Genomic DNA, 14,636 nt, shown 5'->3' with positions numbered 1-14,636 from the left:
TTTGAAGCGATTATTGATTTTAGAAGATGGGACTGTATTCGAAGGGAAAGCTTTTGGTGCAGAAGTAGATGTTGTAGGAGAAGTTGTTTTTACTACAAGTATGACAGGGTATCAAGAAACAATCACGGATCAAAGTTTCAACGGCCAAATTATTACTTTTACCTATCCAATGGTTGGAAACTATGGTGTGAATCGCGATGATTATGAGTCAATCGCTCCTACATGTAAAGGTGTGATTGTGAAAGAGCATGCTCGTGTGGCATCAAACTGGCGTAGCCAAATGACGTTAGATGATTTCTTGAAACGAAAAAATATTCCAGGTATTTCTGGAATAGATACACGAGCGTTAACAAGAAAATTACGCTCTGTAGGAACCATGAAAGGGAGTATTATTGATGCGGAAGATGATTTAAATCATGCCTTCGATCAGTTAAAAGCAACAGTCTTACCTAAAAATCAAGTGGCACAAGTTTCAACGACAAAGCCTTACCCAAGTCCAGGTATTGGGCGCAATGTGGTTGTGATTGATTTTGGGTTAAAACATAGTATTCTACGAGAATTGTCCAAGCGTCATTGTAATTTGACCGTTTTACCTTATGATACAGATGCTGAAACTATTTTAGAATTGCATCCTGATGGAGTGATGTTAACAAATGGACCAGGCGATCCCAAAGATGTGCCGGAAGCCATTGAGATGATTAAACAAATTCAAGGAAAAGTACCAATATTTGGGATATGTTTAGGTCATCAACTATTTTCTCTAGCGAATGATGCAGATACTTACAAAATGAAGTTTGGCCATCGAGGCTTAAATCATCCTGTAAGAGAAGTTGCGACTGGGCGAATTGATTTCACCTCGCAAAATCATGGCTATGCGGTTGATGAAGCGACAATTGATGCGGATAAATTAATGGTTACCCATATTGAAGTAAATGATGGAACGGTAGAAGGTGTTCGTCATCGGAAATATCCAGCCTTTACAGTTCAGTATCACCCAGACGCAGCGCCTGGACCTCATGATGGGTTGCACTTGTTTGATGAATTTATGGAATTAATGGATGCGTGGAAGGAGCAAGGATAGATGCCAAAAAGAACAGACATAAAAAAAATTATGGTTATTGGCTCTGGACCGATTATTATCGGTCAAGCAGCTGAATTTGACTATGCTGGAACACAGGCATGTCTTGCTTTGAAAGAAGAAGGTTATGAAGTTGTTTTAGTAAATTCAAACCCTGCAACAATTATGACAGATAAAGAAATTGCAGATAAAGTTTATATAGAACCAATCACCCTTGAATTTGTTTCACGAATTTTGAGAAAAGAGCAGCCAGATGCCCTCTTGCCAACGCTTGGTGGACAAACTGGATTAAATATGGCGATGGAGTTAGCAGCTTCGGGAATTTTATCGGAATTGAAGGTTGAACTTTTAGGTACAAAATTGAGTGCAATTGATCAAGCGGAGGATCGGGACTTATTTAAACAATTGATGGAAGAACTTGAGCAACCAATTCCAGAAAGTGACATCGTTACAACGGTAGATCAAGCTGTTGCATTTGCTAATAAGATTGGTTATCCGATTATTGTTCGTCCAGCTTTCACTTTAGGAGGAACTGGCGGTGGAATGTGTGACAATGAAGAGGAATTAAAAATAATTGCTGAAAATGGCTTGAAACTATCTCCTGCTACCCAATGTTTAATTGAAAAAAGTATTGCTGGCTATAAGGAAATTGAATATGAAGTAATGAGAGATTCAGCGGATAACGCGATTGTAGTTTGTAATATGGAGAATTTTGATCCAGTTGGCATTCATACTGGAGATTCTATAGTTTTTGCTCCAAGTCAAACATTATCTGACTATGAATATCAGATGTTACGAGATGCTTCTTTAAAAATCATCAGGGCTTTAAAAATAGAAGGTGGCTGTAACGTACAATTAGCTTTAGATCCTCATAGCTTCAATTATTATGTGATTGAAGTAAACCCTAGAGTATCTAGATCATCAGCTTTAGCCAGTAAAGCAACTGGCTATCCGATTGCAAAATTAGCGGCTAAAATTGCAGTTGGACTAACTTTGGATGAGATGAAAAATCCAGTGACAGAAACGACCTATGCAGAGTTTGAACCTGCTCTGGATTATGTAGTTGCTAAAATTCCTCGCTGGCCTTTTGATAAATTTGAAAAAGGCGATCGTCTTTTAGGGACACAAATGAAAGCTACCGGTGAAGTGATGGCGATTGGGAGAAATATTGAAGAATCTCTGCTAAAAGCTGTTCGTTCTCTAGAAATTGGTGCATATCATAATGAATTAGCAGAATGTCGAAAAGTGACGGATGATGTTTTAACCGAGAAAATTGTAAGAGCGCAAGATGATCGATTATTCTATCTATCGGAAGCAATCAGAAGAGGCTATCCACTTGAGGAACTCGCGATGCTAACGAAAATTGATGTCTTCTTTTTAGACAAATTATTGCATATTGTTGAGCTTGAACAGGAACTTTCTAAAAATAGTAAAAATGTAGACTATTTAAAGGAAGCCAAGCAAAACGGATTTTCAGATAAAAAAATAGCAAATTTATGGGGAATTAGTGAACAGGAAGTTAGAGATTATCGTCATGAAAAGGGTCTTCTTCCAGTCTATAAAATGGTAGATACTTGTGCCGCTGAGTTTGAATCTCAAACGCCATATTTTTACAGCACTTATGAAATTGAAAATGAAAGTCTTCCCTCTGAAAAACCTTCTGTATTAGTTTTAGGTTCTGGTCCGATTAGGATAGGCCAAGGAGTTGAATTTGATTATGCGACCGTTCATTCGGTAAAAGCAATTCAAGCCGCTGGTTATGAAGCTATTATCATGAATAGCAATCCAGAAACTGTTTCAACCGATTTTTCTATCTCTGATAAGCTTTACTTCGAGCCGTTAACCTTAGAAGATGTATTAAATGTTATTGACTTGGAACAGCCGGTTGGAGTAATCGTTCAATTTGGTGGACAAACAGCGATCAATTTAGCTGAGCCATTGGTAAAACAAGGCGTTAAAATCTTAGGAACCTCTATTGAGGACTTGGACAGAGCTGAGAACCGTGATTTATTTGAACAAGCATTAAATCAGTTAGAAATTCCTCAACCACCTGGGGATACAGCAACAAGTGAAAAAGAAGCAGTTGCAATAGCTAATCGAATTGGGTACCCTGTATTAGTAAGGCCAAGTTATGTTCTAGGTGGACGAGCGATGGAAATCGTTGAAAATCAGATTGATTTGGAAGACTATATGAGAAATGCGGTTAAGGCTTCTCCAGAGCATCCTGTTTTAGTGGATAGTTATTTATTAGGAAAAGAATGTGAAGTTGATGCCATTTGTGATGGGGAAACAGTGTTAATCCCAGGAATTATGGAACATATAGAGCGGGCAGGAGTTCACTCAGGAGATTCAATGGCAGTCTATCCGCCACAAACATTATCTGAAGAAATTAAACAGACTATTGCTGAATATACAAAAAAATTAGCACTTGGACTAAACTGCATTGGAATGATGAACATTCAGTTTGTTATTCATGAAGAAAAAGTCTATGTGATTGAGGTAAATCCTCGTGCTAGCCGAACGGTTCCTTTTTTAAGTAAAATTACGGGTATTTCAATGGCACAAGTAGCAACAAAAGCAATTTTAGGTCAAAAGTTAACGGATTTAGGTTATCAAGATGGGTTATATCCTGAAAGTACCCAAGTTCATGTGAAGGCACCCGTTTTCTCATTCACTAAATTAAGAAAAGTGGATACCTACTTAGGTCCTGAAATGAAATCGACAGGGGAAGTCATGGGTTCAGATGCCAATTTGGAAAAGGCGTTATATAAAGCATTTGAAGCTTCAGGCTTACACTTGCCAAGTTACGGGGCAGTTCTCTTCACAATTGCAGATGAAACAAAAGTAGAAGCACTGGATTTAGCGAAACGTTTTAAAGAAATTGGCTATAGTATATTGGCAACAAAGGGAACAGCAGCGCTTTTTGAAAAACATGGACTAACAGTAAAAACTGTCGCAAAAATCAACTCGAACGAAAAGGAAACAGTCGTTGATTTGATTAGAAAAGGTGAAACACAAGTTGTAGTAAACACCATGGATAAAAATAGATCTAGCTTAAATAAAGATGGCTTTTTCATTCGAAGAGAGTCCGTTGAGCATGGGATTCCACTATTTACTTCCTTAGATACAGCGAACGCAATTTTAAAAGTTTTAGAATCAAGAGCTTTTTCAACAGAACCAATTTAACAATGGTAACTGTTTCTTTTAGGAGAGAAAAAACCCTAGGAGGAGCAGTTATCTAATAATCTCGGTTCTATAGTGGTGGCTATTAATAGGTAGTATATTTTTAACGTTACCAATTATCTTGTAAAGGAGTATCAGGATGAAACAAGAAATGATGACCATTGTCTGTCAAAAACAATTAGCACCCAGAATTTATCAAATGACATTAACAGGTGAATTAGTGAAAGAAATGAAGATTCCAGGGCAATTTGTTCATATCAAAGTTCCTAGAGCCGATTTACTTTTACGTCGACCAATTAGTTTAAATCAAATCGATATTGAAAATAAAACTTGCACAATTATTTATCGAGTTGAAGGAGATGGAACACGCGTTTTTTCTGAAATGATTGCTGGAGAGAAACTAGATGTCATGGGACCTTTAGGAAACGGATTTGATGTCAGTGGCTTAAAAGAAGGACAGAAAGCTTATGTTGTAGGTGGAGGTATTGGGATTCCGCCTATGTACGAACTATCTAAACAATTGAATGAAAGAGGCGTCGAAGTCGTACATTTTTTAGGGTATGCTTCAAAAGAGGTGGCTTATTTTCAAGATGAATTTAGTGCTATAGGAAATACTTATTTTGCAACTGATGATGGTTCATTAGGGGTTCACGGAAACGTCGGACACCTTTTAAAAGATGCGGTAAAAAATGAGCAGCCTGATGTTGTTTATGCTTGCGGAGCGAATGGGATGTTAAAAGCGGTTGCAGAAATATTTTCGGATAAAAAAGATGTTTTTCTATCAATGGAACAGCGGATGGCTTGTGGCATGGGTGCTTGTTACGCATGTGTTTGTCATGTAAAAGAGGATGAGACAGGAACGAAAAGTGTCAAGGTTTGTGATGAAGGCCCAATTTTTAGAGCAAGTGAGGTGGTATTATGATAAATAATCCTTTAGCAATCAAATTACCAGGATTAGATTTGAAAAACCCCATTATACCTGCAAGCGGCTGTTTTGGTTTTGGAGAAGAGTATGCCAAGTATTTTGATTTAAATAAGCTAGGTTCAATTATGATAAAAGCAACAACTCCACAAGCACGTTTTGGCAATTTAACACCAAGAGTTGCTGAAACTTCTAGTGGCATGTTAAATGCCATTGGGTTGCAAAATCCTGGTTTAGAGATCGTTATGTCTGAAAAATTAACCGCATTAGAAAAATATGATTTGCCAATTATCGCTAATGTAGCAGGGGCTTGTGAAGAAGATTATGTCGAAGTTTGTAGCAAAATTAGTAAGGCTCCTAATGTTAAAGCCATCGAATTAAACATTTCTTGTCCCAATGTAAAACATGGTGGGATTGCTTTTGGAACAGATCCAGAAGTAGCGTTTCAATTAACTGAAGCAGTAAAAAAAGTATCGACAGTCCCTATTTATGTAAAACTATCACCCAATGTTACTGATATCGTTCCTATCGCTCAGGCAATTGAGGCTGGTGGGGCAGATGGTTTTTCGATGATTAATACGTTATTGGGAATGCGAATAGATTTAAAAACACGTCGTCCAATTCTAGCTAATCAAACGGGGGGCTTATCTGGTCCAGCAATCAAACCAGTTGCTATTCGATTGATTCATCAAGTAGCACAGGTATCTACACTTCCAATTATTGGAATGGGTGGGGTTCAAACAGTGGATGATGTACTTGAAATGTTTATGGCTGGTGCCAGTGCAGTCGGAGTTGGAACAGCTAATTTTACTGACCCATATATTTGCCCTAAATTAATTGACGCGTTGCCTGAAAGAATGGCTGAATTGGGAATAGAATCTTTAGAACAACTAATAAAAGAAGTACGAGAGGGGCGTCAATCGTGAATCAAAAACCTATTATTGCTTTAGATTTTCCTTCCAAAAGAGAAGTTAAGTACTTTTTAGAAAAATTTCCAAAAGAAGAATCTCTTTTCGTCAAGGTTGGAATGGAACTTTTTTATCAAGAAGGACCTGAAATTGTTCGTTGGCTTAAGGCATTAAATCATTCTGTTTTTCTAGATTTAAAACTACATGATATTCCTAATACAGTTAAAAGTGCGATGTCCGGGTTAGCAAAATTAGGGGTAGATATTACTAATGTCCATGCAGCTGGCGGTATTGATATGATGGTTGCAGCTAAAGAAGGTTTAATTGCGGGAACAAAAACAGGAGAAAAAGTTCCTGAATTGATTGCTGTAACACAGCTAACTTCAACAAGTGAAGCAGCCATGCATAAAGATCAACTAATTGAAGTTTCATTGCAAGAAAGTGTTATCCATTATGCGCAATGTGCCAAGAAGGCTGGGTTAGATGGGGTTGTCTGTTCCGCTTTGGAGGTTTCAATGATTCATGAAGCGACAGAAGAAGCATTTATCTGTCTTACCCCAGGAATTCGACCTAAAGGTAGTGCGGTAGGAGATCAAAAGAGAGTGATGACTCCAGCCGATGCGAAAGTAATTGGCTCGAATTATATTGTTGTTGGAAGACCTATTACACAGTCAGAAAACCCGTATGAAAGTTATTTATCAATCAAAAAAGAATGGAATGGAGAATAAATGATGACAGATTTATCTAAAGAAATTGCTAAAGATTTGTTGGAAATAGAAGCAGTATTTTTAAGCCCAAATGATCCATTTACTTGGGCTAGTGGGATTAAAAGTCCAATTTATTGTGATAATCGGATCACGATGAGTTATCCAAAAGTTCGTAAAGCAATTGCTGTTGGTTTGGCTGAAAAGATAAAAGAAAAATACCCTGACGTTGAAGTCATTGCAGGAACAGCGACTGCTGGTATTCCTCATGCAGCGTGGGTAGCAGATATCTTAGAGCTACCAATGGTTTATATTCGTAGTAAAGCAAAAGATCATGGTAAAGGAAACCAAATCGAAGGTCGTATCACAGAAGGTCAAAAAATGGTGGTCATTGAAGATTTGATTTCTACTGGTGGAAGTGTTTTAGAAGCAGCGGAAGCCGCTAAAAAAGAAGGAGCAACAATTCTAGGAGTTGCTGCAATCTTTACCTATGAGTTACCTAAAGGGAAAGAAAAGTTTAGGGAACATGAAATGGATTTAGTTACTTTGACAAATTATTCAACGTTGATTGACGTAGCATTGGAATCGGATTATATTGAAGCCAGAGATTTAGACCTATTAAAAGAGTGGAAAAAAGATCCAGCAAATTGGAGTATATAGGACTAAAGGAAGTGAAGAGGTAATTCTCTTTATTTCCTTTTTTTGAAATTAGAAACTATATCCGCTCCACTACTTGTAGCTGATGCCGGTGACAAACCGTGGAACCGCTCTGAGCCCAAAGCCCAGGTCTCAGAGCTTCCAAGCTTCAAACTTGGGCTAATAATTTGGTGGCAAGCCCAAGTAATTCACATTGTCTTCTTGGCACGGTTACTGACACTAACTGCTAGTAGTTCCGCTAGCACAGCAGTAGCTGATAGACTTAATCTGAAAAAGTTAAATTATTTAACTTTTTCAATTTTATCTACACATCTTACGGTGTGGACTACCAGTTACAGTATGTATGTTGGAGGTCACTTATATATGGAACGAGATTCAGGAAATGTTATTGTATTATCATTACTATCTTTCTAAGCATCTTTGGAAATATTTCCAGCCAGTTTTTAATCATTCTTTTTCCAAAAATCATTAAGCGGAACTGCTAGTAGTGAGCAACCTTTACCTTTTTGACTAGACTTTAAAGTTGTTCCTCTGTTAAATAAATCGGGGTTGTTTTGGCCATCCCATTTGGACTATCTTTTTTACTGCTATTATAGAAAAGGTTAATCTATGCGCAAAACGCTAGACCTTACAACTCACTTTTTATGAATAAAAGATTGGAATTAGATAAGAATTTTTTTCCTTTTAAATTGACTCCCACGTTCAAATAAGATAAAGTATCCACAATAATAAAATTTAAAGGTGGAGTTTGATGAGAGAAATATCAAAAATAAAAAACATGGATGTAGAATGGGATTATGGCAACGAGAGAGGACCGGACAAATGGCATACTTTGTGTGATTGGTTCGCTTCTGGAGCAAAGTATCCTTATCAGTCGCCTATTCAATTATCCAAAAAATTAGTTGATAGAAAGACAGTTGATCACAAAATCACTTTTAACTATAAAAAAGAAGAATTCACAGAAAAAGAATTTAAGAACACCTTTCATTTTATTCCTCCTAATACGGAGAGCTATGTTCTTTTTGAAAATGAACGTTACTATTTAACAGATATTCATTTTCATACGCCTAGCGAACATGTTTTAGAAGGAGAGCAATTACCGTTAGAGTTTCATTTGGTTCATATGAATAACTCAGGAGAAAACTTAGTTGTAGGCTGCCTTTTTACAATTACTACCGAGGAAAATAAATTCTCTCAAGGACGTGAAGTTTTTGAATGGAAGCTTTACTCTCATAAGCAATCATTTAATCCAACTATTTTTTTACCAGATCAGCGAACGCATTTTCATTACTTAGGGTCCTTAACAACTCCGCCAACGAAAGGTCCTGTTCACTGGTTTGTTTTTGATACGGTTCAAAAAATGGATCAAGAATTTATCGATTTGATTAAGGAAGGGATGTTACCTTTTAATAATCGTCCAATCCAACCATTAAATAACAGAAAAATCTATTTTTCTGATTAAGGGGAAAACATGAATATCCAGCAAATGAAGTATGTTGTAGCCGTTGCAAACAATGGAAGTTTTAGAGAAGCAGCTAAGAAATTATTTATTACTCAACCAAGCCTTTCAAATGGAATAAGAGAATTAGAAGAAAAATTGGGTGTAACTTTGTTTACTCGTACGAATAAGGGAGCGTCTTTAACAAAAGATGGATTAGAATTTTTAGAATATGCTGAAACCATTTTGACTCAAATTGAATTGATGGAAAGTCGTTATCAAGAAGTAACTACAAGTGAACGGTTTTCTATTTCTTCACAACATTACGATTTTTTGGGTGAAGTAATGGCTAAAGTAATCAAAAAATTTGAGAAAGATTATAAAAATTTCCGTTTATTTGAAACAACAACATTAAAAGTTATAGAAGATGTGAAAAGTTTCCACAGCGAGTTAGGCGTTATTTATTTGAACGAACAAAACAAAGCGGGAATTGTTCGTTATTTGGAGCAAGCTAATTTGAGTTATGAAATAATAGGTTATTTTAAAACACACATTTTTTTAGGAAAAAATCATCCTTTAGCTAAAAAAGAAGTAATCAAGTTGGAAGAACTTTGCTGTTATCCTCAAGTTAGGTTTGCACAAGAAGGCAGCAATTTCGCTTATTTTTCAGAAGATTTAATCGAAAATCAAGAACAAGAGACGGTTATTTATACAAATGATCGAGGCACATTAATGAATATATTAGTGGAAACAAATGCGTATGCTTCGGGCTCAGGACTGATAACAGGCTATACAAAAAAAGAAATTTGTTTAGTTCCTTTAGCCAATAGCCCAGAAAACAAGATTTGTATTTTAACACAAAAAAAACGCTCAGTTAGTAAAATTGGGAGCTATTTTGTTAATGAATTAAAGCGCCTATTTTAGAAGAATTGATAATAGATTATAAGGCATAGAAAGTCTAGTGAACAAAAATACTAGATTCTCTATGCCTTATTAATATTTTTAGCTAAATTGACCTTTTTAGAATATTTTCTAAAATTTGATAAACTTCGGCCATTTCTTCCTGAGTACCAATAGAGATCCGCAAAAATTGCTGTAATTCAGTCGGTTTAGAGAAGTAGCGGACAAAAATGTTATTTCCTTCTAATTGTTGATAAACTTTTTCCATTGATAATTTAGGATGGGTCACCATTAGAAAATTAGTGCTTGAAGGCAAGCTTTTAAACCCTACGGCCTTAATTTTTTCATCAAACCATTTTCTTGTTTGACAGATTTTTCTTGAATACTCTTCATAGTATAAGGAATCTTCGACTGCACTTTTTGCTAAGGATTCGGCAATCATATCTACGGAATAAGGATTGAACGAAGATTTTATTGCCGCTAAGACATTCATTAATTCTGGATTCCCTATCGCATAACCAACTCTTAATCCTGCTAATGAACGCGATTTAGAAAAGGTTTGAACAATCACTAAGTTGGGATAACGTTCTAAAAGTGTAATAGCTGAAGTTCCAGCAAAATCAATATAAGCTTCATCTATAATCACAACCGATTCGGAATTCTGTTCTAACAATTGGGCTAATTCTTCTATGCTTTTAAAAATCCCAGTTGGCGCATTAGGATTTGCAATAATGATGCCACCATTTAGTTGATTATAATCTTCAAAGTTTATCTCATAATTCTTATTTAAAGGAATTTCTTTGTAAGGAATTTTGAACAAGTCCGCCCAAATTCTATAAAAACCATACGTAATAGTTGGAAATAAGACTGGATCAGAACAATTAAAAAAAGCTAAAAAACAAAAAGCTAGAATTTCATCGGAACCATTTCCAACAACAAAATGATTGGGAGTTAAATGGTAAGACTGTGCAAGGGACTCTTTTAAAGAGAGATTGTCGACAGAATTATAGCGTTTCAATTGATTGGTTGAAAAATTCTTCAATGTCTTAGCTACTTTCGGCGATGGGGGGTAGGGATTTTCATTTGTGTTTAATTTAATCATGTCCGTAAAATTGGGTTGTTCTCCAGGTACATAAGGTGTAACATTGCGAATTCCTTTCATAAATGTGTAACCTCCTAAAAATGTCTATTTCTGTATTTTCTATTAACTATAATGAAGTAGCAGAATTATAGCAAGAGGAATCTGTGAATATAACAAGAAAAAAGTTCTTTTTTTAAAGAAAAATTTCATTTTGGCTCTGTTTTATGATAATATAAGTCCATTAAGAAAAAAGAATAGTCTTTCATTTTTGAATAATGGCTATAACTAATGGATAGAAGGAGTGAAATGTGGATGGATTTAACTAAAAGATTCAATAAGCAATTAAATAGAATAGCTGTTTCAGTCATTCGCCAATTTGATGAACAAGTGTCTGGGATTGAAGATGTGATTAAATTAACATTGGGAGAACCAGATTTTCATACACCGGATCATGTGAAAGATGCCGCTCATGAAGCAATCAAAAATAATTTTTCTCATTATACGGGAATGTCAGGACTATTAGATGTCCGCCAAGCGGCATGTTATTTTATGAAAGAAAAATATGCGGTTGAATACAAACCAGAATCTGAAGTATTAGTGACGGTTGGCGCGACAGAAGCAATTTCAGCTAGTTTGTTGTCTATCTTAGAACCAGGTGATAAAGTTTTAATGCCGGCGCCAATTTATCCAGGATATGAGCCTGTCATCTATTTAGCGTCAGCTGAACCAGTATATATTGACACTCGTTCTAACCACTTTGTACTTACACCGGAAATGATTGAAAATGCAATGGCAGAGCATGGTAATCAAGTAAAAGCGATTATTTTAAATTATCCAAGCAATCCAACGGGTGTAACTTATACGAGAGAAGAAGTTCAAGCAATCGCTGAAGTGTTGAAAAAATACCCGATTTTTGTCATTAGTGATGAGATATATAGTGAATTAACTTATGAAGACCAACATGTTTCAATTGCTGAATTCATTCCTGAACAAACTATTTTAATCAATGGCTTATCGAAGTCTCATGCGATGACAGGCTGGCGAATTGGGTTCATTTTTGGACCAGAACGTTTGATTGCCGAAGTGATTAAGGTCCATCAATATTTGGTTACAGCAGCTTCCACAATTTCTCAAAAAGCTGCAATTCGTGCTCTAGTTGAGGGAATGAATGATGCAACGACTATGAAAAAGGAATACCTAGAACGAAGAGATTTTGTTTATGATGAAATGACAAAGTTTGGCTTTGAAGTAGCCAAACCGAATGGAGCATTTTATATATTTGCTAAAATACCAAGTAACTATGAACAAAATTCTATGAAGTTCTGTGTAGATTTAGCAGAAAAAGAAGCGGTTGCAATTATTCCAGGAATTGCTTTTGGAGAAGAAGGAGAAGGCTATGTCCGGATTAGTTACGCAGCGGATATGAAAACTCTTAAAGAAGCTATGAAACGGATTGGAAGATATATGAAGAGTTAGTTTTTCAATGGATTTGAAAGAGCTCTTACTAGTAGCTTTTTTACTCGGAGGACCTAGTTTTGAATCTACATCAAGTCAAACAAACGATTTTTTGAGGAAGCAATGATAAAGGAATTTAGGTAAAGGCATAAGAAGCAATAGGAAGAATAGATAAATGTGTTTTTAGACCTAGCTTGTATTTTTTATGACTAGAAGTAGTTATAGGCAGAAAGAAAAGTACTAGAAAAAATGTATTGATCCTCAAGAGTTAGACCTAAAATCTCGTGCACCCCATAGCCTGGAATAATATCCAAGTTAGGGGGTCTTTTTATCTGACAAAATATGGCATTGAATTCAAAATGAAAATTGTACAAGATTGTTCAAATGGATAAGGAGAATGGATGTCCTCGAAAAAAAATGGATTTAATGAGAGAAATCAAATGAAGAAATAGCTAAGCTTAACTAATGACTCTTTTATAATCAAACGTTCGGTTGAAATATTTTGTTTCAAAATGAATTCGGTACTTTTTGTGAACATACTTTTTGACTCGCCACTGAAGATACCATTATGTTCCACATATTTTAAAGGAACAAATTTTACTGAGATGCTTAAATCATTATAATTAAGAGACTTTAAGTCTAGATATTTACAGTTAGTGGCTTCTTTTGGGACAGTTATAGCGTTTAAAGTAACTTTACCAGTGTTGTCATAAGTAAATAAAAATAGGTCAGATTTAAATTTTTCTTTTCCTTTTAATGTATAATAACTTTCTTCATGGAGATAAATTCCATTGAAATCTTTAGGTAAGTTATTAATTTTTTTGTTTACTATATGGTTTTTATGTACAGCATAGGGAAATGTTGCTTTTTCTGCTTCTGATAGAGAATTGAATTGTTCTTTATTGTCAAATTCTCCTGTCAAAATAGTTGTTATTTTTTCCAAGTCTTCCATTTTTCTCACGCAGCTTTCTTTTAACTTAATTATATCACTATTGAAGCTAATTTAAAGAAAAACGTTCTAGTTACAACGCTTGTTACATTTATTTGAAAAGAAAAAATGTTAAATAAAACATAGATTATTTACAATCCTTTACCAGTTATTTACCTAATGTTGAAATAGAATTAACAAGGGGTTGTTAAACTGATCTTGTAACTAAATGAAAAGAAGGAAGTGCAGGAATGAAAAAAGTATTTTTGACAACAGTTATTTTAAGTATGAGTGTTTTATTAGCAGCTTGTGGGTCACAAAAGGCGAGCACAGATAGTTCTTCAACTAAATCAACTGAGCCCGTTAAAATAGTTGCTGTTGGCTCAACAGCATTACAACCTTTAGTAGACGCAGCAAAAGATCCTTTTATAGCCGAACATTCTAACTATACAATATCAGTACAAGGGGGAGGAAGCGGAACAGGGCTTTCTCAAGTTGCAGACGGAGCAGTTACAATAGGTAACTCAGACGTTTTTGCCGAAGAAAAATCTGGTGTGGATGCTTCTGCACTTGTGGACCATCGCGTAGCAGTTGTGGGAATGGGCCCAGTGGTTAACAAAGAAGTAGGAATAAAAAATTTAACAAAGCAAGAATTAATCGATGTTTTTACTGGAAAAATTACGAATTGGAAAGAACTGGGAGGGAAGGATCAGGAGATCGCCGTAATCAATCGACCTGCTGGCAGTGGAACAAGAGCAACATTTGAAAAATGGGGCTTAGATGGAGCGACATCTATTCAAAGTCAAGAACAAGATTCTTCGGGAACCGTGCGTCAAATTGTTTCCCAAACACCAGGAGCGATTAGTTATTTAGCCTTTTCTTATTTTGATGATTCAGTGACGAGCCTAAGTATTAATAATGTGAAACCAACCGAAAAAAATGTTGCGGATAATTCATGGGAAATTTGGTCCTATGAACATATGTATACTAAAGGTGAACCAGAAGCAGGTGTGAAAGTATTTCTAGATTATATCACTAGTGAAGAGGTTCAAAAAGGGATCGTCAAAGAATTGGGTTACTTGCCAATAACAGCTATGAAAGTGGATAGAGATGTTAACGGAGTAGTAAACAATCAATAGCTTAATAGCGGTTGGATTAGAAGTGTTTAGCCCTGAGAATCATGCAAATAGGCTGTGTTTCTAGCATATCTTATGTGTAGAAGTTGATAGAGACTGAAACGAATTACAGTGTTGTTTCTGATCCTACTATTTATTTGATTTAAAATGAGAGTGGGACAATAAACTACTATTTATAGAAAACAGAGACGATTTTGACTATTATTATCAAAATCGTCTCTGTTTTTTCTTTTGAAAGAGCTTTTC

Annotated in this window: 12 protein-coding genes; 10 read left to right on the top strand and 2 right to left on the bottom strand. The window is 35.6% G+C overall.

The window, feature by feature from the left end:
* Position 1 precedes the first annotated feature (1 nt).
* The 8 genes from BCR26_RS09680 (at position 2) to BCR26_RS09640 (ending at position 9,814) form a co-directional block, all read left to right on the top strand.
* Positions 2 to 1,081, top strand: coding sequence for a carbamoyl phosphate synthase small subunit (locus tag BCR26_RS09680; protein WP_069698787.1), 1,080 nt, complete (start codon positions 2 to 4; stop codon positions 1,079 to 1,081).
* A complete protein-coding gene (gene carB / locus BCR26_RS09675; protein ID WP_069698786.1) occupies positions 1,082 to 4,264 on the top strand; it encodes a carbamoyl-phosphate synthase large subunit in 3,183 nt (1,060 codons plus the stop codon). It begins immediately after the preceding gene.
* Between the two features lie 136 nt (positions 4,265 to 4,400).
* Positions 4,401 to 5,183 carry a dihydroorotate dehydrogenase electron transfer subunit gene (locus BCR26_RS09670; RefSeq protein ID WP_069698785.1) on the top strand — a complete coding sequence of 261 codons (783 nt, stop codon included), beginning with the start codon at positions 4,401 to 4,403 and terminating at the stop codon, positions 5,181 to 5,183.
* The gene (locus tag BCR26_RS09665) at positions 5,180 to 6,109 is read left to right on the top strand and encodes a dihydroorotate dehydrogenase (RefSeq protein WP_069698784.1); all 930 of its coding nucleotides are present in this window, start codon (positions 5,180 to 5,182) and stop codon (positions 6,107 to 6,109) included. Before BCR26_RS09670 ends, BCR26_RS09665 begins: the two co-directional genes overlap by 4 nt.
* Positions 6,106 to 6,819, top strand: coding sequence for an orotidine-5'-phosphate decarboxylase (gene pyrF / locus BCR26_RS18950; protein WP_069698783.1), 714 nt, complete (start codon positions 6,106 to 6,108; stop codon positions 6,817 to 6,819). Before BCR26_RS09665 ends, pyrF begins: the two co-directional genes overlap by 4 nt.
* A 3-nt stretch (positions 6,820 to 6,822) precedes the next feature.
* A complete protein-coding gene (pyrE, locus tag BCR26_RS18945; protein WP_069698818.1) occupies positions 6,823 to 7,455 on the top strand; it encodes an orotate phosphoribosyltransferase in 633 nt (210 codons plus the stop codon).
* 748 nt (positions 7,456 to 8,203) lie between these two features.
* A complete protein-coding gene (locus BCR26_RS09645; RefSeq protein WP_069698781.1) occupies positions 8,204 to 8,914 on the top strand; it encodes a carbonic anhydrase family protein in 711 nt (236 codons plus the stop codon).
* Positions 8,915 to 8,923: 9 nt separating this feature from the next.
* On the top strand, positions 8,924 to 9,814 hold the full coding sequence (locus tag BCR26_RS09640) for a LysR family transcriptional regulator (protein ID WP_069698780.1): 891 nt from the start codon (positions 8,924 to 8,926) through the stop codon (positions 9,812 to 9,814).
* An 82-nt stretch (positions 9,815 to 9,896) separates the two neighbouring features.
* On the opposite strand, the gene hisC is transcribed toward BCR26_RS09640, so the two are convergent.
* Entirely contained in the window at positions 9,897 to 10,952 is a 1,056-nt protein-coding gene (gene hisC, locus BCR26_RS09635; protein ID WP_069698779.1) for a histidinol-phosphate transaminase, read from the bottom strand.
* A 231-nt stretch (positions 10,953 to 11,183) separates the two neighbouring features.
* Here hisC and BCR26_RS09630 point away from each other — a divergent pair, with 231 nt between their 5' ends.
* Positions 11,184 to 12,347, top strand: a complete 1,164-nt coding sequence (locus BCR26_RS09630) for a pyridoxal phosphate-dependent aminotransferase (RefSeq protein WP_069698817.1) — start codon at positions 11,184 to 11,186, stop codon at positions 12,345 to 12,347.
* Between the two features lie 415 nt (positions 12,348 to 12,762).
* Here BCR26_RS09630 and BCR26_RS09625 read toward each other — a convergent pair whose 3' ends face one another.
* Positions 12,763 to 13,287 carry a hypothetical protein gene (locus tag BCR26_RS09625; protein WP_139124924.1) on the bottom strand — a complete coding sequence of 175 codons (525 nt, stop codon included), beginning with the start codon at positions 13,285 to 13,287 and terminating at the stop codon, positions 12,763 to 12,765.
* 218 nt (positions 13,288 to 13,505) lie between these two features.
* On the opposite strand from BCR26_RS09625, the gene BCR26_RS09620 reads away from it, so the two are divergent.
* Entirely contained in the window at positions 13,506 to 14,393 is an 888-nt protein-coding gene (locus BCR26_RS09620; protein ID WP_069698777.1) for a phosphate ABC transporter substrate-binding protein PstS family protein, read from the top strand.
* Positions 14,394 to 14,636: the final 243 nt, after the last annotated feature.

It is taken from the genome of Enterococcus rivorum (assembly GCF_001742285.1).
GTDB classification, from domain to species: domain Bacteria; phylum Bacillota; class Bacilli; order Lactobacillales; family Enterococcaceae; genus Enterococcus_L; species Enterococcus_L rivorum.
This window is presented reverse-complemented; position numbering and strand designations above follow the sequence as displayed.